Origin of the sequence: Prauserella muralis, from assembly GCF_003202285.1 — a bacterium.
Classification (GTDB): domain Bacteria; phylum Actinomycetota; class Actinomycetes; order Mycobacteriales; family Pseudonocardiaceae; genus Prauserella_B; species Prauserella_B muralis.
Genome location: NZ_MASW01000002.1, coordinates 1,546,518 through 1,568,969, shown reverse-complemented (window position 1 = coordinate 1,568,969; position 22,452 = coordinate 1,546,518). Strand labels below are relative to the sequence as shown.

General features: G+C 72.1%; 21 protein-coding genes. 9 read left to right on the top strand and 12 right to left on the bottom strand.

All coding sequences use genetic code 11. From position 1 onward, the window contains the following. The first annotated feature begins 141 nt into the window (after positions 1-141). Entirely contained in the window at positions 142-1,509 is a 1,368-nt protein-coding gene (locus tag BAY60_RS18585) for an RNA polymerase sigma factor (protein WP_112282477.1), read from the top strand. A gap of 77 nt (positions 1,510-1,586) precedes the next feature. Here BAY60_RS18585 and BAY60_RS18580 read toward each other — a convergent pair whose 3' ends face one another. Beyond that, positions 1,587-1,832, bottom strand: a complete 246-nt coding sequence (locus BAY60_RS18580) for a hypothetical protein (protein WP_245992605.1) — start codon at positions 1,830-1,832, stop codon at positions 1,587-1,589. A 78-nt stretch (positions 1,833-1,910) separates the two neighbouring features. Between BAY60_RS18580 and BAY60_RS18575 the strand changes: the two genes are divergently transcribed. The 3 genes from BAY60_RS18575 to BAY60_RS18565 all read left to right on the top strand — a co-directional run bounded on the left by BAY60_RS18575 (position 1,911) and on the right by BAY60_RS18565 (position 5,241). Further along, positions 1,911-3,089, top strand: coding sequence for a sensor histidine kinase (locus BAY60_RS18575; protein WP_112282156.1), 1,179 nt, complete (start codon positions 1,911-1,913; stop codon positions 3,087-3,089). Beyond that, positions 3,086-3,721 (top strand): response regulator, encoded by a 636-nt coding sequence (locus tag BAY60_RS18570; protein WP_112282155.1) that lies wholly within the window; start codon positions 3,086-3,088, stop codon positions 3,719-3,721. The genes BAY60_RS18575 and BAY60_RS18570 overlap by 4 nt, the downstream gene beginning before the upstream one ends. A gap of 62 nt (positions 3,722-3,783) precedes the next feature. Beyond that, positions 3,784-5,241: an amino acid permease gene (locus BAY60_RS18565; protein WP_112282154.1), complete on the top strand. Its 1,458-nt coding sequence runs from the start codon at positions 3,784-3,786 to the stop codon at positions 5,239-5,241. A 15-nt stretch (positions 5,242-5,256) separates the two neighbouring features. Here the strand turns inward: BAY60_RS18565 and BAY60_RS18560 are convergent, their stop codons facing one another. From BAY60_RS18560 to BAY60_RS18550, 3 genes are read right to left on the bottom strand one after another with little or no spacing between them, the layout of a single operon-like run. After that, entirely contained in the window at positions 5,257-6,057 is an 801-nt protein-coding gene (locus BAY60_RS18560) for a DUF6885 family protein (protein WP_112282153.1), read from the bottom strand. Positions 6,058-6,060: 3 nt separating this feature from the next. Beyond that, positions 6,061-7,413 carry a type I glutamate--ammonia ligase gene (locus tag BAY60_RS18555; protein ID WP_112282152.1) on the bottom strand — a complete coding sequence of 451 codons (1,353 nt, stop codon included), beginning with the start codon at positions 7,411-7,413 and terminating at the stop codon, positions 6,061-6,063. Positions 7,414-7,422: 9 nt separating this feature from the next. Further along, positions 7,423-8,211 carry an EamA family transporter gene (locus BAY60_RS18550; protein ID WP_425466478.1) on the bottom strand — a complete coding sequence of 263 codons (789 nt, stop codon included), beginning with the start codon at positions 8,209-8,211 and terminating at the stop codon, positions 7,423-7,425. A 324-nt stretch (positions 8,212-8,535) separates the two neighbouring features. Here BAY60_RS18550 and BAY60_RS18545 point away from each other — a divergent pair, with 324 nt between their 5' ends. Both BAY60_RS18545 and BAY60_RS18540 read left to right on the top strand, forming a co-directional pair. Further along, positions 8,536-8,715 (top strand): DUF7455 domain-containing protein, encoded by a 180-nt coding sequence (locus tag BAY60_RS18545; RefSeq protein WP_112282151.1) that lies wholly within the window; start codon positions 8,536-8,538, stop codon positions 8,713-8,715. Between the two features lie 171 nt (positions 8,716-8,886). Then, positions 8,887-10,275, top strand: a complete 1,389-nt coding sequence (locus BAY60_RS18540) for a PepSY-associated TM helix domain-containing protein (protein WP_112282150.1) — start codon at positions 8,887-8,889, stop codon at positions 10,273-10,275. 9 nt (positions 10,276-10,284) lie between these two features. On the opposite strand, the gene BAY60_RS18535 is transcribed toward BAY60_RS18540, so the two are convergent. The 5 genes from BAY60_RS18535 to BAY60_RS18515 form a co-directional block, all read right to left on the bottom strand. Further along, positions 10,285-11,454, bottom strand: coding sequence for an ROK family transcriptional regulator (locus BAY60_RS18535; protein ID WP_112282149.1), 1,170 nt, complete (start codon positions 11,452-11,454; stop codon positions 10,285-10,287). Between the two features lie 25 nt (positions 11,455-11,479). Then, complete coding sequence (locus tag BAY60_RS18530; protein ID WP_112282148.1) at positions 11,480-12,898, bottom strand: sugar ABC transporter permease; 1,419 nt, start codon at positions 12,896-12,898, stop codon at positions 11,480-11,482. Between the two features lie 32 nt (positions 12,899-12,930). Then, a complete protein-coding gene (locus BAY60_RS18525) occupies positions 12,931-13,704 on the bottom strand; it encodes an ATP-binding cassette domain-containing protein (RefSeq protein ID WP_112282147.1) in 774 nt (257 codons plus the stop codon). A gap of 85 nt (positions 13,705-13,789) precedes the next feature. Continuing rightward, positions 13,790-14,923 carry a sugar ABC transporter substrate-binding protein gene (locus BAY60_RS18520; protein WP_112282146.1) on the bottom strand — a complete coding sequence of 378 codons (1,134 nt, stop codon included), beginning with the start codon at positions 14,921-14,923 and terminating at the stop codon, positions 13,790-13,792. 471 nt (positions 14,924-15,394) lie between these two features. After that, the gene (locus tag BAY60_RS18515) at positions 15,395-17,149 is read right to left on the bottom strand and encodes a DEAD/DEAH box helicase (RefSeq protein WP_112282145.1); all 1,755 of its coding nucleotides are present in this window, start codon (positions 17,147-17,149) and stop codon (positions 15,395-15,397) included. Between the two features lie 192 nt (positions 17,150-17,341). On the opposite strand from BAY60_RS18515, the gene BAY60_RS18510 reads away from it, so the two are divergent. Beyond that, positions 17,342-18,574, top strand: coding sequence for a YihY/virulence factor BrkB family protein (locus tag BAY60_RS18510; protein WP_245992602.1), 1,233 nt, complete (start codon positions 17,342-17,344; stop codon positions 18,572-18,574). Here BAY60_RS18510 and BAY60_RS18505 read toward each other — a convergent pair. Then, positions 18,538-18,798 (bottom strand): DUF3039 domain-containing protein, encoded by a 261-nt coding sequence (locus BAY60_RS18505; protein WP_211330356.1) that lies wholly within the window; start codon positions 18,796-18,798, stop codon positions 18,538-18,540. The two genes, BAY60_RS18510 and BAY60_RS18505, sit on opposite strands and share 37 nt — an antisense overlap. 117 nt (positions 18,799-18,915) lie before the next feature. On the opposite strand from BAY60_RS18505, the gene BAY60_RS18500 reads away from it, so the two are divergent. Together BAY60_RS18500 and BAY60_RS18495 are read left to right on the top strand one after the other, a co-directional pair. Further along, complete coding sequence (locus BAY60_RS18500; protein ID WP_245992667.1) at positions 18,916-19,818, top strand: pseudouridine-5'-phosphate glycosidase; 903 nt, start codon at positions 18,916-18,918, stop codon at positions 19,816-19,818. Beyond that, a complete protein-coding gene (locus BAY60_RS18495) occupies positions 19,815-20,684 on the top strand; it encodes a carbohydrate kinase family protein (RefSeq protein ID WP_112282141.1) in 870 nt (289 codons plus the stop codon). Before BAY60_RS18500 ends, BAY60_RS18495 begins: the two co-directional genes overlap by 4 nt. 125 nt (positions 20,685-20,809) lie before the next feature. Here BAY60_RS18495 and BAY60_RS18490 read toward each other — a convergent pair whose 3' ends face one another. Then, positions 20,810-21,124 (bottom strand): DUF3099 domain-containing protein, encoded by a 315-nt coding sequence (locus BAY60_RS18490; protein ID WP_112282474.1) that lies wholly within the window; start codon positions 21,122-21,124, stop codon positions 20,810-20,812. 40 nt (positions 21,125-21,164) lie between these two features. Beyond that, positions 21,165-22,424, bottom strand: coding sequence for an amidohydrolase (locus BAY60_RS18485; protein WP_112282140.1), 1,260 nt, complete (start codon positions 22,422-22,424; stop codon positions 21,165-21,167). Positions 22,425-22,452 lie beyond the last annotated feature (28 nt).

The window sequence follows — 22,452 nt, the reverse complement described above, 5'->3', positions numbered from 1 at the left end:
CGCGGCCCATCGTCGTTACAATGGAACACGGCCCTGGAGGCGGGAGGCAAAACCGCAGGCCAGGGTGTGTTCCCCGAATCTAAGGCAGCCGGGACCGCCGCGTCTCGGTTCGTCATGATCGACCGCTGCGAAAGGGCGTACGTGGCAGCCGCAAAGACCGCAACCCGAAGCGGGACGAAGACAACGAGCGCCGCCAAGCAAGCGACAGCCGACGACACGGCGGACGCGAACGGGACGGCCGCGCCGGACGCGAAGTCGGCAGGCCGGAAGCCGGCCGCCAAGAAGGCCCCTGCCAAGTCCACGCGGACGCGCAAGAACACCAAGGCCGAGAAGCCGAAGACCAAGGGCGAGGCCTCGGAGCTCGGCGAGGACATCGACGCGGCCGAACTGGAGGATGTCGACCTGTCCGACCTCGACGTGGACGCGGTGGAGGTCGACGTCGTCGACGCCACGGTGACGGAGGAAGCCGAGGTCGAGGAGGCCGAGGAGGAGCCGGCCGCCAAGTCCCGCGCCAACGACCCCGACTTCGTCTGGGACGAGGAGGAGTCGGAGGCGCTGCGGCAGGCCCGCAAGGACGCCGAGCTGACGGCCTCGGCCGACTCGGTGCGTGCCTACCTCAAGCAGATCGGCAAGGTCGCCCTGCTCAACGCGGAGGAGGAGGTCGAGCTCGCCAAGCGGATCGAGGCCGGGCTCTACGCCGCGGAGCGGCTCCGCGTCGCGGAGGACGAGGGCGAGAAGCTCAGCACGCAGATGCGGCGCGACCTCAAGTGGATCGTGCGTGACGGCGAGCGGGCCAAGAGCCACCTGCTGGAGGCCAACCTGCGCCTGGTGGTGTCGCTGGCCAAGCGCTACACCGGCCGTGGCATGGCGTTCCTGGACCTCATCCAGGAAGGCAACCTGGGCCTGATCCGCGCGGTCGAGAAGTTCGACTACACCAAGGGCTTCAAGTTCTCCACCTACGCCACCTGGTGGATCCGGCAGGCCATCACCCGCGCCATGGCCGACCAGGCCCGCACCATCCGCATCCCGGTGCACATGGTCGAGGTCATCAACAAGCTCGGCCGCATCCAGCGTGAGCTGCTGCAGGACCTCGGCCGCGAGCCCACCCCCGAGGAGCTCGCGAAGGAGATGGACATCTCCCCGGAGAAGGTCCTGGAGATCCAGCAGTACGCACGGGAGCCGATCTCGCTCGACCAGACCATCGGCGACGAGGGCGACTCGCAGCTCGGCGACTTCATCGAGGACAGCGAGGCCGTTGTCGCGGTCGACGCCGTGTCGTTCACGCTGCTACAGGACCAGCTCCAGTCCGTGCTGCAGACGCTGTCCGAGCGCGAGGCGGGCGTGGTCCGGCTGCGCTTCGGGCTCACCGACGGGCAGCCGAGGACTTTAGACGAGATCGGCCAGGTCTACGGCGTGACCCGCGAGCGCATCCGGCAGATCGAGTCCAAGACGATGTCCAAGCTGCGGCACCCGTCGCGCTCGCAGGTGCTGCGGGACTACCTGGACTGACGTCCGTAGACACCCGGCACGCGGCGGCCGGTCCGAGACCATCTCGGGCCGGCCGCTTCGTCTCGTGCGCGACCTGCTCACGACCGCGGCGAGTCCTTCCTGCGCCTGCTGCCACCGGCGAAGGCGAGCACCCCGCCGACGAGCGCCAGCACGATGCTGGCCGGGATGTGCAGGCTCTCCGGCAGCACGTGCAGCTGCACGAACCAGCTCTTCGACTCCCCGCCCGCGACCCGGTTGACGAAGCCCCCGACGCCCTGCACGGTCAGCAGGATTCCCAGTAACTCGACCATGCCGCCCAGCCTGCGCCGTGCCGCGGAAGCCACGCGTCGGCGGAGCGCACGACCGCGCCGTCATCAGTTCGGAGGAGGCAGCGCGCCGCGCCGGTGTGCTGTGATGGATCCGTGCGGCTGAGCGTGCTCTCCACCTACCGCGCCCTGCCGGGTTTCGCCCAGGACCTGCTCGTGGCGGTGGCCTTCGTCGCGGGCGGCAGCGCCCTGTACGCGGCGGACATGCATGCGTTCGCGGGCCACGACCCGGTTCCCGGCTGGGGCCGCCACACGCTGCTGGTCGCGGTGGCCGCCCCGCTGCTGCTGCGGCGGCGTGCCCCGGCAACGGGACTGTGCCTTGCCGCCGTGCCGCTGGCCGCCGACATCGCCCTCGGCCCCACGGTGCCCGTGCTGCTCGCGTTCACCGACCATCTCTACGCCGTCACCCTCTACGGCTCCCGGCGGGCGAACCGGGTGCTGGTCACCGTCGCGGCCGCCGGTTCCCTCGCCGTCACCGTCGGGGCGCTGGTGCTCACCGCCGACTGGCGCACGGCCGTACTCGTGGTGGTGGTGTACGTGCCGTTCGTGGCCGTCCCGGTGTGGTGGGCCACCAACATCCGCCAGCACCGGGAGCTCGCCGAGACCGAACGGGAGGCGGCCGCCCGGCTCGCGCGCATCGCCGAGCTGGACCGCGACGCGGCCGTCGCCGCCGAGCGCGCCCGCATGGCGCGCGACCTGCACGACGTGATCGCGGGGCACCTGTCGGCGATCGCACTGCAGTCGGAGGCCGCGCTGTCCACACCGGACCCCACGGCAGCGGGCACGGTGCTGCGCTCGGTGCGGGAGAACAGCGTCAGCGCACTGGAGGAGATGCGAGCGATGATCGGGCTGCTGCGGACAGGCGAGTCCGCCGAGACGACCGCGCCCGCGCGGCTGTCGGCGCTGTCCAAACTGGTGGAGTCGGCCAGGGCGAGCGGGATGCGGGTGGAGGTCCACAGTGAACTCGGCGGCGAGCCCGGCCTGCCGGCGGCCGTCGATCTGGCCGCGTACCGGATCGCGCAGGAGGCGCTGACCAACGCCGTCCGGCACGCCCCGGGCTCCTCGGCCACGGTGACGGTGCGGCGCGCCGACGATGAGCTCACCGTCGAGGTGGTCAACGAGCTGACCGGCACGCAGGACGGAAAGGGACAGGGCACCGGCCTGCTGAGCATGCGCGAGCGCGCGCAGGCGGTCGGCGGCTCGCTGTCCGCGGGCCCGGCAGGGCACGGCTGGCGGGTGCGTGCGGTGCTGCCCGTGGGGAGGGTCCGCTCATGAGCATCCGCGTGGTGGTCGCCGACGATCACGGTGCGATCCGTGCCGGCATCGTGATGATCCTGTCCGGCGCCGAGGGCATCGAGGTGGTCGGCGAGGCCGCCGACGGCGCGGCGGCGGTCCGGCAGGCACGCGCGTTGCGACCGGACGTGACGCTCATGGATGTGCGCATGCCAGACGTGGACGGCATCGCCGCCACCCGGGAACTGGTGGCGCAGGGCCTGGGCGACGTGCTGGTGCTCACCACGTTCGACCTCGACGAGTACGTCTACGGCGCGCTGCGGGCGGGCGCGGCGGGGTTCCTGCTGAAGTCGGTGGAAGCGCCAAGGCTGGTGGAGGCCGTGCGGCTGGTGGCTGCCGGAGAGGGTGTCGTCGCGCCACAGGTGACCCGCAGGCTCATCGCCGCGTTCGCCGCCGGGGCGCCGCCGTCCGCGCCACCGGCCGGGCTGGAACTGCTCACCGACCGGGAACGGGACGTGCTCGCGTGCCTCGGCGAGGGACTGTCCAACGCCGAGATCGCCAGGAAGCTGTTCATCGGCGAGACGACCGTGAAGACGCACGTGTCACGGGTGCTCGGGAAACTGAACCTGCAGTCCCGGGTGCAAGCGGCGCTGCTGGCGGGCGAACTGGCGTGACTCACGTCAAACCACGCGGACGCTGACCGGCGGCACTCGCGCGTCTGGCCTACCGTGGCCCGGTGAGTGTGTTCCGGACCCTCGATGTCGACGAAGTGCTCAAACGCCAGGAATCGGGCGAACTGAAGCGACGGCTGCGCGGCCGGGATCTCGTCGGATTCGGTGTCGGCATCATCATCGGCACCGGGATCTTCACGCTTGCCGGGGTGGAGGCGAAGAACCACGCGGGCCCGGCCGTGACACTGTCGTTCGTCATCGGTGCGGTGGTGGCCGGTCTGGCTGCCCTCTGTTACGCCGAACTGGCCTCCAGCGTGCCGACCGCGGGCAGCGCCTACACCTACGCGTTCGCCACGCTCGGCGAGGTGTTCGCCTGGATCATCGGCTGGGACCTGTTGCTGGAGTTCGCGCTCGGCGCGGCCGTGGTGTCGCGGGGCTGGTCCGGCTACCTGGCCAACCTCATGGGCCTTCCCCAGGACCTGTTCGGCGAGGACGCGGTGGTCAACGTCGGCGCGGTGGTCATCATCGCCGCGCTCACCGTGGTGGCCGTGCTCGGCATCCGCCAGTCGGCGATGTTCACGAACACGCTGGTGGTGGTGAAGGTGGCCGTGTGCGTGCTGGTGATCGCGGTCGGCGCGTTCTACGTCACCGCCGCCAACCTGACGCCGTTCGTCCCGCCCGAGCGTCCCGCCGAGAGCGGCGCGAGCGCGCTGCACCAGCCGGTGGTGCAGGCGGCCCTGGGCCTCGAGCAGTCGGTGTACGGGCTGGCCGGGATGCTCACGGCGGCGGCCGTGGTGTTCTTCGCCTACACCGGTTTCGAGGCGCTGGCCAACCTCGGCGAGGAGACCCGCAAGCCCAGCAAGGACCTGCGGGTGGGGATCCTCGGAGCGCTGGGCGTGTGCGCGCTGCTCTACATCGGCGTGTCGTTGGTGCTCACCGGCATGGTGCCGTTCACCGAGATCGACGAGGGCGCACCGCTGGCCGCGGCGTTCGGCTCCGTCGGGCAACACTGGGTGAGCGCGCTGATCTCGCTCGGGGCGGTGACCGGGCTGACCTCGGTGATGATGGTCGAGCTGGTGACCATTGGGCGGATCGGCTACGCGATGGGACGCGACGGCCTGCTGCCCCGGCCCCTCGGCACGGTGCACCCGCGCTGGGGCACACCGCATCGCGTGACGATCGGCGGCGCGGTGCTCATCGCGCTGCTGGCGGCCTTCGTGCCGATCAGCGAGCTGGCCGACATGGTGAGCATCGGAGCGCTCTCCGCGATGATCATCGTGGCCATCGCGGTGCCGGTGCTGCGGCGCACGCGGCCGGATCTGCGCCGCCCGTTCCGGGTGCCGTTCTCGCCGGTGCTGCCGATCGTGGCCGCGCTGGCCTGCCTGTACCTGATGCTGAACCTCGACGTGCTGACGTGGCTGCGCTTCGCCGCCTGGCTCCTGCTCGGCCTGCTGATCTACGTCTTCTACGGGCGCAGGCACTCGCGTTTGGCGAAGCGCACGCCGCAGCAACCGGTCGGCTAGGACCTCGCCGCCGAGCTAGTCGGCGGGCGCGGGGCTGCCGTTGTCCCACAGCCGCGGGTGTAGCCCCGCCCGCTCGACCACGTCCCGGGCCGCGGGGGCTTCGGCCGCGGGCACCACCAGCAGCAGCCCACCGGGCGCCATTCCCTCGCGGCGCAGCGCCGCGGCGACGTGCCCGGCGGGCTGCAGGTGCACGCCCCGCCGTCCCAGCGACGGATAGGTGTCCGCAATGGACACCAGCGTGCCCTCGGACCCGCTGAGCACCCCGACGACGAGCACGAAGTGGCCCACCCGCCAGCGAGACATCCACAGTGGAGGGATCCCGGTGTCGAGGTAGTCACGCAGGGCGCGCGTGGGTGTGTCGTGGGCGGCGAAGGCACCGGTGTCGACATTGCCGATCACCGCGACGCGGGAGAGCCGATACGCGCCGGCGAGCAGGCGCAGCACCGCTTGCTCCGTCCACTCGCCGCAGGCGGGCACCACCGCCAGGCTCGCGCCGGCGAGCCGCTCCACCGCGCGCGCGACACCGATGGCCGACGTTCCCGCCCGCGCCGGGTCGCCGGTGACGGGCAGCGGCGCCCGGTAGTCGGAGCGGCCGGCCTCGCCGGGCGGCAGGCTCGGTACCGCCGCCGTGGGCAGGACGGTGCCCGCGGCGAGCGCGACCTCGTCCTGGCCGGGGACGGCGACGCCGTGAGCGCGCAGGGCCACCAGGCCGGTGAACGCACCGCACAGGTTGTCCTTCTGCGGCAGTTCGGCGCGGGCGGCGGCGAGCACCTCGGCGGCACCGGGCAGCAGGCGCACCTCGTCGAGCAGGGTCACGCGTCAGTACCGCCAGAGATGGGCACGCACGATCTCGTGCAACGGCCTTTCCCCGGCCCACTCGGCGTCCGAGGCCCGCACGGCCGTGAACGCACCGAGCAGCTCCTGCCCCAGCGCCGCCCCGATCCGGGGGGTGGCGGCGAGCGCGGCCGCCTGCGCCGACGGCGATTCCGGCAGCCTGCCAACGCCCAGGGTCTGCCGTTCGTGCTCGCTCCAGGAACCCGGATCCTCCTCGATCGGGCGCGGCAGCGGCACCTCGTCGTCGATCCCGGCGAGCCCGGCCGCGAGCACGGCGGCCAGCGCCAGGTAGGGGTTGGCCGAGGCGTCACACGGCTTGAGCTCGACGTTGGCGTGATCGTCGCCGAGCAGCGGTGAGCCGGGCACGTAACGCAGCGGCGCCTCCCGGTTCTCCACCCCCCAGAACGCGTACGCACTGGCGAAGTAGCCGGGCCGCAGCCGCGCGGTGGAAGGCACGCTGGGCGCGGTGATCGCCGTGAGTGCCCCGAGGTCGCGCAGCAGTCCGGCGAGGTAGGCCGCGCCCTCGCCCTGCGGCCCGTCCGGCCCGGCGAGCAGGTTGCGGCCCTTGCGCCAGAGCGAGGTGTGCAGGTGCCAGCCGTTGCCCGCGGCGGCGGGCGCCACCAGCGGCGCGAAGCTCACCCGCAGGCCGTGCGCGTGCGCGGCGGCATGGATGGTCTGCCGGGCCAGCAACTGGTCGTCGGCCGCCGACACCGGGTCGGTCACGGGCAGGCTCAGTTCCAGCTGCGCGAGCCCGTACTCGGCGTGCAGCTGGCCGAGGCGGAGCCCATTGGCCTCGAAGTCGTGCAGCAGCGCGGTGACGAACGGGTCCAGCGGCACCAGCGCGTGCGGGCTGTAGGCGGGCCCTGCGTGCCCCGGAGCGGCCGCGATGTCGTCGCTGCCGAGCGGGGTCACGCAGAACTCCAGCTCGAAACCGGCACGCAGCTCCAGCCCGCGCCTCCCGGCCTCGGCGACCTGGCGCTGCAGTGCGGCGCGCTGACAGTACGGCCACGGCGCACCGTCCACGGCGACCTGCCGGGCCGGCGCCCACGCCAGCGCGGGCTGCCCGGCGAGCCTGCGCAGCCGCTCGATCACCGGGAACAGCCGGACGTCGCCGGAGGGCGTGGCGAGCCCGTGATGGCCGTAGGTGATGCGGTCGTGGGTGTCGAACACCGCGAACAGGGTGGTGGCGCCCACGCCGCGCGTGGCGGCGTCCGCGAGACCGCCGATCGGCACGATCCGCGAGCGCGGGATGCCGTTGTTGTCGGCCCAGGCCAGGTGCACGCCGCTCACACCCGCGGCGGCCAGGTCCTTGGCCGCCGCCGACGCCGCCTTCGTCATCGGCTCATCCTAGTGTGGCTCGCGGGTCTGCTCGCGGGAACGCAACGCCACGCCGGCCACGACGGCGAGGATGCCGAGGCCCTCCGGCACCGTCGGCACCTGCCGCAGCACGAGGACGCCGATCACGGTGGCGGTTACCGGCAGCAGGGCCAGCAGCAGCGCGAACCGGGCCTGCCCGACCCGCCGCAGCACCACCTGGTCGAGCACGTACGGCACCACGGTCGCGAGCAGGCCGACCCCGATGCCCAGCGCCAGCAGCCGCGGCGAACCCCACACCTGGCCCGTGCCCAGCGCGAGCGGGCTGAGCAGCACGGTCGCCACGGCGAAACCCACGGCGAGGCTGTCGATACCGTTGCCGCCCAGCGCCACGCGCCTGCCGAGCACGATGTAGCCCGCCCACGCCGCGGCGGCGGCCACCGCGAAGGCGACCCCGGCGGGACTCCCCCTCAATTGCACGTCGGCGATGCACACCACACCGGCGGCGACCAACACCAGCGCGGCGATGTCGCGGCGGCCACGCGAGCCGAACGCGGCGACGGTGACCGGCCCCGCGAACTCGATGGCCACCACGGTGCCGAGCGGCAGGCGCGCGATCGCCTCGTAGAAGACCACGTTCATCCCTGCGGTCACCACGCCGAAGGCACCGGCCAGCAGCAGCGGCCTGCCGCGCCACGCCGCGCGGCCCGGCCGGCGCCACGCGAGCAGGATCAGCGCGGCGCCCAGGCAGCGCAGCCAGGCGACTCCGGACGGCGCAGCGGCGGCGAACAACCACACCGCGATCGCCGCGCCGACGTACATCGAAATTCCGCTGAGAACGAACAAGACGGGTGCCGGGACGGCGTCCACCCGTCGTTTCGGAACCGCAACATCCACGTCACGATGGTGCCTGACCATGGCAAATGCGGGGCGGTGACCTGCGAGTTCTTGGATGCCGGGATAGACCTGCGGCATTCGGGGTAATTCGACGTGACACACCTCCCACAGAACCGGGAACACTTGCGGACGCCGAAACGTCTGCAACAGTGGAAGCAGCGAGCACCGCGGTCGGGCACCGCCGGACAACGGTGATCGTGGCTGAATTGATGGCATCGGCCTCCGATGCCGGGACGGAGGGAGACTCCAATGACTTCACCGACGCTCACCCGCCCCGAACTGACCGCTGCGGACCGTTGTGACCGTTGCGGCGCAGCCGCCCAGATGCGTGCGATCCTCCGCAACGGCGGAGAGCTGCTGTTCTGCGGACACCACGGACGCGAGTACGAGGCCAAGCTCAAGGAGCTGGAAGCCGACATCCAGCGCTGAGCGAGCCGTCAGCACCAGCCGCGAGACGGGCGGGGATCCGGAAGGGTCCCCGCCCGTTCGACATTCCGGACCCCGGCGCCGCCGTCGTGGGCGGGCCGGACCCGCACAGTGACGAAGGACACACTGGCTCGCCGCGGGAACCACCCGGCCTCCGGTGGCGACCTGCCTGGAATGCCGACCGAGGCGCAGACCCCGACCGTCCCCACCCCGACCGAGCAGGCCCCCGCACGCAGCCTGCTGCCGCTGCTGCGGCGGCTTCACTTCTACGCGGGCATCCTCGTCGGGCCCTTCCTCCTCGTCGCCGCGCTCACCGGGCTGCTCTACGTCTTCGCGCCCCATCTCGAGCAGGCGATCTACGACCACGAGCTGCGGGTGCCCGCCGCGCAGGACTCGGTGCCGCTGGCCGAGCAGGTGGCGGCCGCCGAGGCCGCGCTGCCGGAGGGCACGCTCGTGTCGGTACGGCCCGCGCCGTCGCCCACCGACACCACGCAGGTGATCTTGGACGAGCCCGGGCTGGCCGAGAGCTACCACCGCACCGTGTTCGTCAACCCGCACGACGGCGAGGTGCGCGGCGTGCTCGAGACCTACGGCTCGAGCCAGGCGCTTCCCGTGCGTGCCTGGCTCGACCAGCTGCACCGCAGCCTGCACCTCGGCGACGTCGGCCGGATCTACAGCGAGCTCGCCGCGAGCTGGCTGTGGGTGGTGGTACTCGGCGGCCTGGTGCTGTGGTGGGGCAAGCGCCGCCGCAGGCGGGTGCGCCCGGACCGCACGGCCAAGGGCAGGGCCCGCACGCTGTCCTGGCACGGCGCCACGGGCACCTGGGTGGCGCTGGTGCTGCTGTTCCTGTCGGCGACCGGGCTGACGTGGTCGCAGTACGCCGGGGAGAACGTCAGCGCCCTGCGGGAGGCCCTGTCGTGGGAGACGCCGTCCATCTCGGCCTCGGCGGGCGAGCACGCGCAGCACCAGGGCTCCGCAGGCCACACGGGCCACGCAGGGCACACCGGTCAGCAGGCCGGATCGGGCACCGGCATCGGCCCGGACGGGGCGCTGGCCGCCGCACGCACGGTGGGCCTGGACGACCCCGTCGAGATCACCGTGCCCGCGAACGACGGCGAGGTCTACGTCGTCACGCAGACCCAGCGGCACTGGCCGACCAAGCAGGACTCCGCCGCGATCGACCCGGCCACCGGCCAGGTGCTGGAGGTGCTGCGCTTCGACGACTACCCGCTGGCCGCCAAACTGGCGCGCTGGGGCATCGACGGCCACATGGGGCTGCTGTTCGGGCTGCCGAACCAGCTGGTGCTGGCCACCGTGTGCCTTGCGGTGGTCGCGCTCGTGATCTGGGGCTACCGCATGTGGTGGCAGCGGCGGCCCACGCAGGCCGGGTTCGGCAAGCCGTTCCCTCGGGGCGCGTGGCGCAGCACGCCACCGTGGCTGCTGGTGGTGCTGGTGCTCGCCGCGGCCGCCGTCGGCTGGTTCCTGCCACTGCTGGGCATCTCGCTGCTCGGCTTCCTCGTACTCGACGCGCTGCTCGGACTGCGCCGGCAGCGGGCGGGCTGACGGGCCCGCCTACACCGTGTCGAGCACGCCCTCGAACGCGGCCTCGGCGGCGCCGAGCAGCTTCACGTCGGCGCCCAGCGACGACTTCTCGATGCGCACACCGCCGATGGCCCTGCTCACCAGGCTGCGGCGGCGGACCTCGGCGCCGACGTGGTCGAGCACCGTGTCCGGCAGCGCCGTGAACAGGTCACCGAGCACGACCAGCTCCGGCCCGAGCAGGTTCACGACGTTGACCAGGCCGAGCGTCAGCCACTCGGCGAACTCGGCGAGCGTGCCGCGAGCGGCCGCGGGGTCACGGCCGAGATCGCGCAGCGCGACCACGATCGTTCCGCGAGGGCTGTCGTCGGGCAGCCCGAGCGCCCGGCACAGCGCGGCCTCACCGACCTCGGTCTCCCAGCAGCCCTCGTTGCCGCAGTAACAGGACCGGCCGCGTGGCCGGACCACCATGTGCCCGATCTCGCCGACGTAGCCTCCGGCGCCACGCAGCGGCGTGCCCTGGGCGATGACGCCCCCGCCGACCCCGATGTCGGCGGAGACGAACACCGCGTCGGAGGCGTCGCGGGCCGCGCCCCGCAGGTGCTCGGCGAGCGCACCCAGTTCGGCGTCGTTGCCCGCGACCACCGGCATGTCGAGTGCGGCCGCCAGCCGCTCGCCCAGGGCGATGTCGCTCCAGCGCAGGTTGGGCGCCTCGTGCACGTGCCCGTCCGAGCGCCGCACCACGCCGGGCACGGAGATGCCGCCGGCGACCGGCTTGACGGCCAGGTCGGCGGCGAGCAACGTCGTCGACTCGATGACGTGGGTGAGCACCTCGGCCGGTTCGCGGCCGCGGCCGTGCAGGTTCCAGCTGTTGCGTCCCAGGATCTGCCCGCCGAGCCCGACCAGCGCGATGGCCACGTGCTCCACCTGGACGTCCACCGCCAGTACCACGGCGGCCTCCGGCTGCGGCAGCACCAGCAGCGACGGCCTGCCCGCGCCCCTGCCGGGCCGGGGTACGCGTTCCACGACCACCCCGGCCTCGGCGAGGCCGTCCACCAGCGTCTTGATGGTGCTGCGATTCAGCCCGAGCTCGGTCGCCAGCGTGGCCCGGGTGCACGGGCCGCCGACGTGCAGCAGGCGCAGCAGGCTCGATCGGTTGTACCGGCGCACCTCGTCGGGTCTGGCAACGGGTGTGCTGGTCACCACCCTATCGTTCCATCGACCGAATTCATCGTGCCGCGGAGGCTGCCCGGCGGCGCGACAGGGCGTCGACGGTGGCGGCCAGCAGGAGCACCAGGCCCGTGACGATGGAGACCACGGCGGCGGGCTGGCGCAGCAGGCCGAGCCCGTTGGCGACGACGGCCAGCACCGTGCCGCCGATCACCGCGTCGGACACCCTGCCCTTGCCGCCGAACAGCGACGCGCCACCGATCACGGCCGCACCCACCGCGAACAGCAGGGTGTTGAGGCCACCGGCCTGCGGGTCGACCGAGCCGACCTTCGACGAGTACACGATCGCGCCGAGCGCGGCCACCGACGAGCACACGACGAACACGCTGGCGCGGATCTTGGTGACGTTGATACCGGCCCTGCGCGCCGCCTCGCGGTTGCCACCGACGGCGTAGATGTGCCTGCCGTAGCGGGTGCGGTTGAGCACGTAGGTGCCGATCACCAGCAGCGCCAGCACGATCGGGACGACGTAGGGCACGCCCGAGATCTCGATGTTGGGGTTCGGCGCGCGGTTGATGGTGAGCAGTGCGGTGGCGGCGGCGCCGATGACGGCGAGCCCGCCGACCTTGAACAGCACGATCGTGGTGGGCTGCGTGACGAGGCCGCGTTTGAGCCTGCGGAAGTGCCTGCCCAGGCTCAGTGCCGCGAAGCCTCCCGCGGCCACCACGTAGAGAATCCAGCTGGCGAGGATCGAGAGGTTGCCGTTGGCGACCTTGTTGAGCACCTCCGACGAGCTGATGCCGATGACCCCGCCCTCGCCGATGAACTGCAGCAGCACGCCCTGCCAGGCCAGGAAGAGGGCCAGCGTCACGACGAACGACGGCATGCCGATTTTGGAGACGAGGAAGCCCGTGATGCAGCCGATCGCGGTGCCGACGCACAGCGCGAGCAGCATCTCGATCCACGGGTTGGCGGCCATGCCCGACACGGTGAGCACGATGCCGAGCAACGAGATCGCGGTGCCCGCCCAGATGCGCAGGTACGCGGCGAGCGCGGCGGCGAGCGCCAGCGCGGCGATGAACATGATGAACACGGTGGAGCCCATGCCGCCCATGAGGTTGCCGTTCTCGGCGTAGTGCATGGCCAGCACGGCACCCGCGACACCGGAGGCGGTGCCCGCGGACAGGTCAATCTCGCCGACCAGGAGCACGAACACGATGCCCATCGCGATCATCGTCTGCCCCGCGCCCTGCGCGAGCAGGTTGGCGAGGTTGTTCAGCGACAGGAACACGTCCGACAGGGCCGCGAAGAGCACCACGAGCGCGACAAGGCCGGTCAGCGCGGGCAGCGAGCCCAGCTGGCCTGCGCGCAGGCGGGAGAGGTAGTCACGCACCGCCTCGGACGTCGACATCGTGGTGGTGTCGATGCCGAAGTCGGTGATCGCCGTGTTCGACGACGCCGTGGGGGTCTGGGTCATGGTGGGTTCTTTCTCGCTCACGAAACGACGGCTCAGAGAACGGCGTTCTCGGGACGGGCGAGTCCGATGTCGCCGGACCGGCCCGCGGTGATCAGCTCCACGACCTGGCCGTGGGTGACGTCCTTGGTGTGCACCTCGGCGGCCATCCGGCCGAGGTAGAGCACGGCGATGCGGTCGGCCACCTCGAACACGTCGGCCATGTTGTGGCTGATGAGCACCACGCCGAGGCCCTGCTCGGCGAGCCTGCGCACCAGGTCCAGCACCTGGCGGGTCTGGGCGACACCGAGTGCGGCGGTCGGCTCGTCGAGCAGCACGACCTTGCTGTCCCACAGCACGGACTTCGCGATGGCCACGGTCTGCCGCTGGCCACCGGACAGCGCCGAGACGGGCGTGCGCACGGACTTGACGGTGCGCACCGACAGCGAGGCCAGCGTCTCCCGCGCCGCCTGCTCCATGTTCGCCTCGTCGAGCAGCCACGCGCTGCCACGCTCGCGGCCGAGGAACATGTTCTGCACGATGTCGAGGTTGTCCGCCAGCGCCAGGTCCTGGTACACGACCTCGATGCCGAGGTCCGCGGCGTCCTTGGGGCCCCGGATGTGGACCTCCTCGCCGCGGAAGCGGACGCGGCCGGAGTCCGTGCCGTAGATGCCGGCGACGCACTTGACCAATGTGGACTTTCCGGCACCGTTGTCGCCGACGAGCGCGGTGACCTCCCCTGCCCGCACGGCGAAGTCGACGTCGTGCAGGACGTGAACCGGCCCGAAGCTCTTGTTCAGGCCGGTGATGTCGAGGATGGGCTCAGTCATGGTCTGTTCTTTCGCGTCTGAGGGTCGAGATCCGGGGCGGACCGCGCAGTCGGGGTGCGCGGCCCGCCCCGGAGGCAGGGAGGGGTCAGGAGATGCCGAGCTCGGAGCAGGTCTGCTGCAGGTCGCCCGTGCAGATCTCGCTCGCCTTCACGTAGCCCTCGTCGACCACGCGCTTGACGTTCTCCTTCGTGATCAGGTACGGCTCGAGCAGCACGGACTTGACCTTGCGGTTGCCCTCCGGGTCGTCGCTGACGTCCTTGGCGAGCTCGTCCGCCGCCGCCGTGTCGCCCTCGGCCAGCGCCGCGGCGAGCTTCGCCGTGGCCTCGGCCTCCTCCTTCACCGGCTTGAAGACGGTCATGTACTGGTCGCCACGCAGGATGGCCTTGAGGCCGTCCGGGGTGGCGTCCTGACCGGTGACCGGGACGCGGCCGTTGAGCCCGTTCTTCTTCAGCACGGTGATGATCGCACCGGCGAGGCCGTCGTTGGCGGCCACCACGCCGTCGACCTTGCCGCCGTTGCCGGTGAGGATCTGCTCGAACGTGGTGCCGCCCTTCTGGTTGTTCCAGTCGTCGATGGGCTGGCTGCGGACGAGCTCGAGCGTGCCGTTGTCGTACAGCGGCTGCAGGACGTTGCGCTGGCCCTCGTGGAACAGGGTCGCGTTGTTGTCGGTCGGGGCGCCCTCGATCTCGATCACCTCGGCGCCCTTCTTGCCCTTGAGGGCGTCGGCGAGGCCCTGGCCCTGCAGTTCGCCGACCTTGACGTTGTCGAAGGAGACGTAGTAGTCGGAGCTGCCACCGAGGTTGAGGCGGTCGTAGTCAATGGTCGGGATGCCCGCGTTCTTGGCCTTGGCCGCGACGGCGCCGCCGACCTCGCTGTTGATCGAGGCGATGATGAGCACCTTGACGCCCTGGGCGATCATGCCGTCGGCGAGGGTGGTGAACTTCTGGACGTCGCCCTGGGCGTTCTGCACGTCGGGGTCGAAGCCCTCGGCCCGCAGCGCCGCCTCGAGCATGGGCTTGTCGAAGCCCTCCCAGCGAGCGGAACTGGCCGTTTCCGGCAGGATCACGCCGACCTTGCCGTTCGGGGCCGCCTGTCCCTGCGATTCGTTGCCGCCGGAGCCGCCCCCGTCACCACCCCCGGTGTTGGCGCCGCACGCCGCGAGCGTCAGTGTGACGCCGAGGATCGCGGCTGCGACTGCAAGAGGTCTTTTGATCCGCATCCGTTGAACCTTTCGGGGTTTCCAGCCGACGGGACAGCGGACCCGAAAGGGACCCGGCGCCGCGTCGCGCAAAATGTTGTGGCCGACAACATATGCCGCCGACCGCCGGAGCGGAAGAAGTTCTGTATCGATTAAGCGAACGTGAAACCACTACGGTTTGGTAACCGCGAGTCCTGCGCTCAGGCCCGCGAGTCCTGCGCTCAGGCCCGCGAGTTCTGCGCTCGTGATGGCGCCGGGGCTGGCCCAAGCGGCCCTGGTGGCGCCGAGGTCGGCACAGCCGGCGAGCAGGCGTGGGCCCTGCTGCCGGCGCGGCTTCGCCCAGGCCGAAGCTCCCCAATGTCACATTCGTAGCGCCCGCCACCCCCAAACGGAGCCGCTGCGCGGAGGTCCGAACGCGCACCTCGCACCCTGAGCGCAGAACTCGCGGACCTGGACGCAGGACTCGCGGGCTTGAACGCAGGACTCGCGGGGTTACCAGCTGCGGAGGGTGGCGATGCGCTCCTCCAGCTGTTCCACGGTGGCCATCGCGGTGGGCGGGCCGCCACAGATGCGGCGCAGCTCGTTGTGGATCGCGCCGTGGGGCTTGCGGGTGCGATGGTGGTACACGCCCACCAGCGTGTTGAGCTCCTTGCGCAGCGACTGGAGGCGCTCGCTCACCGACTGCGGCCGCGGCGCCGCCTCACCCGGAGACTGCTCCTGCTTGGCGGGCTTGCGCCGCTTGGCGTCGGCAAGCTGCTCCTCCTGGCGCTTGCGCAGCAGCGCGCGCACCTGGTCGGGCTCGAGCAGACCCGGCAGGCCGAGGTACTCCTGCTCCTCCTCGCTGCCGGAGAACACCGCCGTGCCGAACGAGCTGCCGTCGTAGATCACCTGGTCCAGCTCGGCGGAGGCACCCAGCGACGTGAACGCCTTCTCCTCCTCGCCCGGCTCGTCCTCGGTGCGGTTGGCCGCGACCAGCAGCTCGTCGTCCCAGCCGTCCTTCTCCCGATGCGGCTTGCCGAGCACGTGATCGCGCTCAGCTTCCAGCTCACTGGCCAGTTCCAGCAGCACGGGCACGCTCGGCAGGAAGATGCTCGCCGTCTCACCCGGCCTGCGCGAGCGGACGAACCGGCCGATCGCCTGCGCGAAGAACAGCGGCGTCGACGCGCTCGTCGCGTACACCCCGACGGCCAGGCGTGGCACGTCCACGCCCTCGGACACCATCCGCACGGCCACCAGCCAGCGGTCGTCGGAGTCGGCGAACTCCCCGATCCGCTTGGTCGCCTTCGGGTCGTCGGAGAGCACCACCACCGGCGGCTCCCCGGCGATGCGCGCCAGCAGTTTCGCGTACGCCCGCGCCGAGTCCTGGTCCGTGGCGATCACCAGGCCGCCGGCGTCCGGGATGCCCGCCGACCGCAGCTGCGACAGCCGGGTGTCGGCCGCCTGCAGCACGGCAGGCACCCACTCGCCGCCCGGATCGAGCGCGGTGCGCCACGCCCGGGCCGTCTGTTCGGCGGTCAGCGGCTCGCCGAGCCGGGCGGTGAACTCGTCGCCCGCGCTCGTGCGCCACGAGGCCTCGCCGGAGTAGGCGAGAAACACCACCGGCCGGACCACGCCGTCGGCGAGCGCGTCGGCGTAGCCGTAGGAGTGGTCGGCCTTGCTGCGCAGCGCACCGTCGCCGTCCGGCTCGTAGGTGACGAACGGGATCGGCGAGTCGTCGCTGCGGAAGGGCGTACCGGTGAGCGCCAGCCTGCGCACCGCCGGGGTGAACGCCTCGAACACCGCGTCGCCCCACGACTTGGCGTCACCCGCGTGGTGGATCTCGTCGAGGATGACGAGTGTCTTGCGGTTCTCGGTGCGCACGCGGTGCATCGTCGGGTGGGCGGCGACCTGCGCGTAGGTCAGCGCCACGCCCTGGTAGTCGGACGAGGTGACACCCGAGGTGTTGGTGAAGTTGGAGTCGATGGCGATGCCGGCCGCGGCGGCCGAGGCGGCCCACTGGTGCTTGAGATGCTCGGTCGGCGTCACGATGGTGATCGCCTCGACGGTGCGGTCGGACAGCAGCTCGGCGGCGATCCGCAGCCCGAAGACGGTCTTGCCCGCGCCGGGGGTGGCGACCGCGAGGAAGTCCTTCGGCCTGGTGGTCAGGTACTTCGTGAGCGCCCTGCGCTGCCAGGCACGCAGCGGACGTGCGGTGGCGTCGTGCTGAGCCTCGGGTGCGGCGAACCCGGTCCGCGCCGTGTCCGTCACTTCCCGCCGACCTCCTCTCAACCTGCACACCGACATGCGAAGGCCCCCACGACGGCGGCCCCGGCAGCTGTGCCGGGCCCGCGGTGAGGGCGCCTGCCCGAGCGTACCCGGAGGCACCGACAGCCGCGTCTCACGGCACGCCGGGGACCCGGCGAGCCAAACGAGGGCCCATGGACCATGCTTGAAGCTGCGATGGAGACGCCAGAACCAGGGACGACGCGCGGCGAGGGTGAGCCGGAGCCCGACGCCCGCCTCAGGCGCAAGGGACCCCTGCGCCTGATGGGCCGCACCCTCAGCAAGGCGTGGGACGGCAACATCTTCTCCGAGTCGGCCGAGGCCGCCTTCTGGCAGACGCTGTCGCTGCCTCCGCTGCTGCTCGGCCTGCTCGGCAGCCTCGGCTTCCTCGGCGACTGGTTCGGCGACGCGGTCGTGCGTGAGGTGCACGACGGCATCATCGACTTCTCCGAGAAGGTCTTCAGCGGCAGCGTCGTTACCCAGATCATCGAGCCGACCGTCAACGACATCCTCACCACCGGCAAGGGTGAGATCGTCTCGGTCGGCTTCCTCATCTCCCTGTGGGCCGGATCGTCGGCGATGTCCTCGTTCGTCGACGCGATCACGGTGGCCCACGACCAGTACGGCGTGCGCAACGAGGTCTGGCAGCGGATCTTCGCGCTGCTGCTCTACCTGGTGAGCCTGATCCTGCTCGTGGTGGGCCTGCCGATCATCGCGATCGGGCCGAACCTGCTGCCGCGGTTCTTCCCCATGGACTGGCGGCCCACCATCGCCGAGTGGGTCGGCATCCTCTACTACCCCACCGTCGGGGTGCTGCTGGTGCTGGCGCTGGCGACGCTGTACAAGCTGGCGCTGCCCCGCAAGCTGCCGTGGCACCGCGGCCTGCCGGGCGCGATGCTGGCCATGGTGATCTTCCTGCTGTCCAGTGTCGGCCTGCGGATCTACATCGGCTGGATCACCACCACCGGCTACACCTACGGCGCGCTGGCCACGCCCATCGCCTTCCTGCTGTTCACGTTCTTCATCGGGCTGGCGATCGTCGGCGGCGCGTACTTCAACGCGGCGATCCAGGAGCTGTGGCCCGCGAAGATGACCCGCAGGCAACGCCGCAAGTGGCGGCGGCTGGAGATGGAGCGGGCCAACGAGCGGATAGGCGACGAGGAAAGCAAGTCACTCTGGCAGCGCACGACAATCCCGCTGCGCAGGCCGCGCCGGCCCGCCGAGCCGCGGACCCCGGACGGCGGCGGGCAGTCCGGCCCCGCCAGCGAGGTCACCGGCCAGGACGGCGGGCGATCAGCCGGCGAGAACGGCCCTGCCGCCGGGGACGACACCCCGGCGGAGCCGCCTCACTCTCCCCGCGAACGGAACTCCGACTACTCCTCGCCGCCGCCGGGCGGAAGGTTCTCGTAGATCCGCTTGCAGTCGGGGCACACCGGCGAACCCGGCTTCGGCGACTTGGTCACCGGGAACACCTCGCCACAGAGGGCCACCACGTGCGTGCCCATGACCGCGCTCTCGGCGATCTTGTTCTTCCGCACGTAGTGGAACATCTTCGGGGCGTCGTCATCGGTGGTGTCGGCACCCTCGGGACGGGTGTCGACATCAGGCAACGTCTGAGTACTCACGGCATCCATGATGCCGCATGACCGTCGATTCGCGAACGAGCCGCCGCCCGTGACCCGCCACGCGGGCGCACCCCGCCGATGGGCGAGGATGCCCCTGTGATCACCCCACAGTCGTCCCAGCTGGCGATGTCGGCCGAGGTGGCCGACGCGCTGGCCGCCGCCCGGCCCGTCGTCGCACTGGAGAGCACCCTGCTGTCGCACGGCCTGCCACCCGGCCGCAACCTCGACGTCGCCGTGCGGCTCGACCGGGTGGTGCGGGAGCAGGGCGCGGTGCCCGCCACCATCGCCGTGCTGGACGGCCAGGCGCTCGTCGGCCTGTCCCGCGGCCAGCTGGAGCGGGTGTGCGCGCCCGAGGCGGCGCTGGCCAAGCTGTCGGCACGCGACCTCGGCCCGGCGCTGGCGCTGGGCGGTTCGGGCGCGACCACGGTCGCCGCGACCTCGTTGCTCGCCCACGCGGCCGGTGTCGGCGTGTTCGCCACCGGCGGCCTCGGCGGCGTGCACCTTGCGCTGCCCGGTTCGGCCGGCACCTGGGACGTCTCGGCCGACCTCGGCACGCTCGCCAGGACACCGGTGCTGGTCGTGTGCTCGGGCATGAAGTCGATCCTCGATATCGGCGCCACCCTGGAGGTGCTGGAAACCGCCTCGGTGCCCGTCCTGGGTTACCGCACCGACGACTTCCCGGCGTTCTACCTGCGCTCGTCGGGACATCCGGTGCCACATCGCGTGGACTCCCCCGCGCAGGTGGCCGCCGTGGTGCGGGCACACCGGCACCTCGCCGGATCCGGCGTGCTGCTGGCCAACCCGATTCCCGAGGAGTCCGAAATGGACGAGTCCGTGCACGACCGGCTGCTCGCCGAGGGGCTGGAGCTGGTGCGCTCGCGCGGCGTCCGCGGCGCCGACGTCACCCCGGCGCTGCTGGAGCACTTCCACACCGCCAGCGGCGGCGCGAGCCTGGACGCCAACGAGGCGCTCGTGCTGGCCAACGCGCGGCTCGCCGCGCGCGTCGCCGGGGAGCTGGCGGCGACGTGAGGGTCGCCGTGGTCGGCGACGCGGCGCTGGACGTGCTGGTGCGGCAGCACGGCCCCGTGGTGGCGGGCGGCGACACCCGGGCCCGCACCCGGCTGGCGAGCGGCGGTGCGGGTGCCAACACGGCGCGCTGGCTGCGCCTGGCGGGCGTCGAACCCGTGCTGCTGGCGCGGGTGGGTGACGACGCGGCGGGGCGGCTCGTCTCCGCCGAGCTGGCCAGGGCGGGCGTCGCGTGCGCGTTCGCGGTGGACCCCGACGCGCCCACGTGCACGGTCGTGGTGCTGGTCGGCGACGGCGGGCAGCGCAGCATGCTGGCCGACCGGGGTGCGGGCGAACGGCTGCGCCCTGCCGACGTCACCGGCCCCGCCCTGCGGACCGCGGCGCACGTGCACGTGTCCGGCTACGTCCTGCTCGACCCGGCTTCGCGGCCCGCGGGGCTGGCCGCGCTCGCGGCGGCCCGCGAGGCGGGGCTGACGAGCTCGGTGGATCCGCAGGCGGCGGCGCTGCTCACCGATCCGGCCGGGTTCCTCGCCGACGTGACCGGCGTGGACCTGCTGCTGCCGAACGCCGACGAGCTGCGCGCGCTCACCGGCTCGGCCGAGCCGGCCTCGGCGCGGGCGCTGCTGGACGCGGCGGGTGCGGTGGCGGTCACCGCGGGCCCGCGGGGCGCGGCGTGGGTGAGCGCGGACGGCCTGGTCACGGTGCCCGCGGAGCCGGCGACGTGCGTGGACAGCACGGGCGCCGGGGATGCCTTCGACGCGGGCCTGCTCGCCGCGTGGCTGCACGGTGAGTCCACAGTAGACTGCCTGCGTGCGGGGGTCCGCCTCGCCACCAGGGCGATGAGCGTGCTGGGCGCCCAGCCGGAGTAGCCGGCCGCCGGGGTGGTTCCCCAATGCGGCATTCGTGGCGCTCAACTTCCCCAATGCGGCATTCGTAGCGTTCAACGCCACCAATGCCGCATTGGGGAGCTTTTGGCCAGACGGGCAGGCGCGAGTCAGCCGTCGATGACGCGGTGGGTGGTGCCCTCGATCGCCGTCGGCTCCCGCTGGTAGCGGTTGACCTGCTCCGCCTTGCGCGGCGGGCGGTCGTTGGCTCGCAGCACGGCGATCCACGGCAGTGGCACCGAGAGCACGATGAACGCCAGCGCGAGCCACCACGTGTGGTAGAAGACTCCCGCCAGCACGAGGCACGGGATGCGCATGCCCATCGTGAGGATGTAATGGCGCTTGCGGGCGGCCAGCTCGTCGTCGTAGGAGGGGGCCGCCGCGGTGATCAGCACCGGATCCGCGTGCCTGTCGTGCTCTGTCACCGGCTTCACCTCCACCCCTCCATGCTCCCACCCACACCGCTCACGCGACAGCCGGGGAGCCGAACCAGTCCATGGCGGCCACGACGAGCGCCTCCACACCGGTGCGCAGCGTGGGGTGCAGCACCGGCGCGAACAGCGGCGAGTGGTTGGACGGGATGTCGGTCTCGAACCGGCCCGCGGCGATCGCCTCCAGCACCGTGCGCTCGTCAAGGCCGCCGACCAGCCAGAACACCGACGGCACCCCGGCGGCGGCCGCCAGCTCGCCGAAGTCCTCGCTCCCGGTGACCTGCGGCGCCTCCCACACCCGCCCTTCCGGGAAGTGCCCGGTGAAGACCTCGGTGAGCCGGGCCGTGGCCGCCTCGTCGTTGGTCAGCACGGGAAACGTCGCCAGCTCGGTCATCTCCGGCGGCCGGGGCGCACCGGCGGCCTGTGCCTCGGCGTGCACGATGCGCTCGATCGCCGCCAGCACCCGCCTGCGCACGCCCCCGTCGAAGCTGCGGACGTTGACCTCCAGCACGGCCTCGTCGGCGATGATGTTGTGCGCGGTGCCCGCGTGCAGCGAGCCGACGGTGACCACGGCGGCCTCGGTGGCCGCGATCTCCCGCGACACGATCGTCTGCAGCTTGAGCACCACCGACGCCGCCAGCACCACGGGATCGACGGTCGTCTCCGGACGCGATCCGTGCCCGCCCCGGCCGTGCAGTGTCACCCGCAGCGCGTCGGTCGCCGCCATGAGCGCGCCCGGCCGGGTGAGCACCCACCCCGCGGGGCCCGGGGTCACGTGCTGGCCGAACGCCACGTCCGGCGGGCCGGCCCGGTCGAACAGGCCGTCGGCGACCATCGCCCGCGCGCCGCCGCCCGCTTCCTCAGCGGGCTGGAACACCGCGAGCAGCGTGCCCGACCACTCCCCGCGGTGCGCGGCGAGCTGCGCGGCCGCCCCGGACAGCCAGGTGGCGTGCATGTCGTGCCCGCACGCGTGCATCACCGGCACCTCGCGCCCGTCCTGGTCCACGGCCGTGGCCGTGCTGGCGTAGGCGAGCCCGGTGCGCTCCCGCACGGGCAGCGCGTCGATGTCGGCGCGCAGCAGCACCGTGGGGCCCGGCCCGGTGCGCAGGACACCGAGCACCCCGGTGCCGCCGATGCCGGTGTGGACCTCGTAGCCGTCGGCGGTGAGCCTGCGCGCCAGCTCGGCAGCCGTCCGGGTCTCCGCGAAGCCCAGCTCCGGATGCCGGTGCAGGTCCACGTAGAGCCGCTCCAGGTCGGGCAGCCGGGCGTCGAGGCCGCTCAGTACCGTGCTCATCCCCGTATCTGACCACAGGCCACAGCAC

Coding starts and splice junctions, on each gene's coding strand:
- BAY60_RS18570 (WP_112282155.1), top strand. CDS start 3,086: ATGAGCATCCGCGTGGTGGTCGCCGACGATCACGGTGCGATCCGTGCC.
- BAY60_RS18555 (WP_112282152.1), bottom strand. CDS start 7,413: ATGACGAAGGCGGCGTCGGCGGCGGCCAAGGACCTGGCCGCCGCGGGT.
- BAY60_RS18550 (WP_425466478.1), bottom strand. CDS start 8,211: ATGTACGTCGGCGCGGCGATCGCGGTGTGGTTGTTCGCCGCCGCTGCG.
- BAY60_RS18545 (WP_112282151.1), top strand. CDS start 8,536: ATGACTTCACCGACGCTCACCCGCCCCGAACTGACCGCTGCGGACCGT.
- BAY60_RS18540 (WP_112282150.1), top strand. CDS start 8,887: ATGCCGACCGAGGCGCAGACCCCGACCGTCCCCACCCCGACCGAGCAG.
- BAY60_RS18530 (WP_112282148.1), bottom strand. CDS start 12,898: ATGACCCAGACCCCCACGGCGTCGTCGAACACGGCGATCACCGACTTC.
- BAY60_RS18525 (WP_112282147.1), bottom strand. CDS start 13,704: ATGACTGAGCCCATCCTCGACATCACCGGCCTGAACAAGAGCTTCGGG.
- BAY60_RS18520 (WP_112282146.1), bottom strand. CDS start 14,923: ATGCGGATCAAAAGACCTCTTGCAGTCGCAGCCGCGATCCTCGGCGTC.
- BAY60_RS18510 (WP_245992602.1), top strand. CDS start 17,342: ATGGAGACGCCAGAACCAGGGACGACGCGCGGCGAGGGTGAGCCGGAG.
- BAY60_RS18505 (WP_211330356.1), bottom strand. CDS start 18,798: ATGGATGCCGTGAGTACTCAGACGTTGCCTGATGTCGACACCCGTCCC.
- BAY60_RS18500 (WP_245992667.1), top strand. CDS start 18,916: ATGTCGGCCGAGGTGGCCGACGCGCTGGCCGCCGCCCGGCCCGTCGTC.
- BAY60_RS18485 (WP_112282140.1), bottom strand. CDS start 22,424: ATGAGCACGGTACTGAGCGGCCTCGACGCCCGGCTGCCCGACCTGGAG.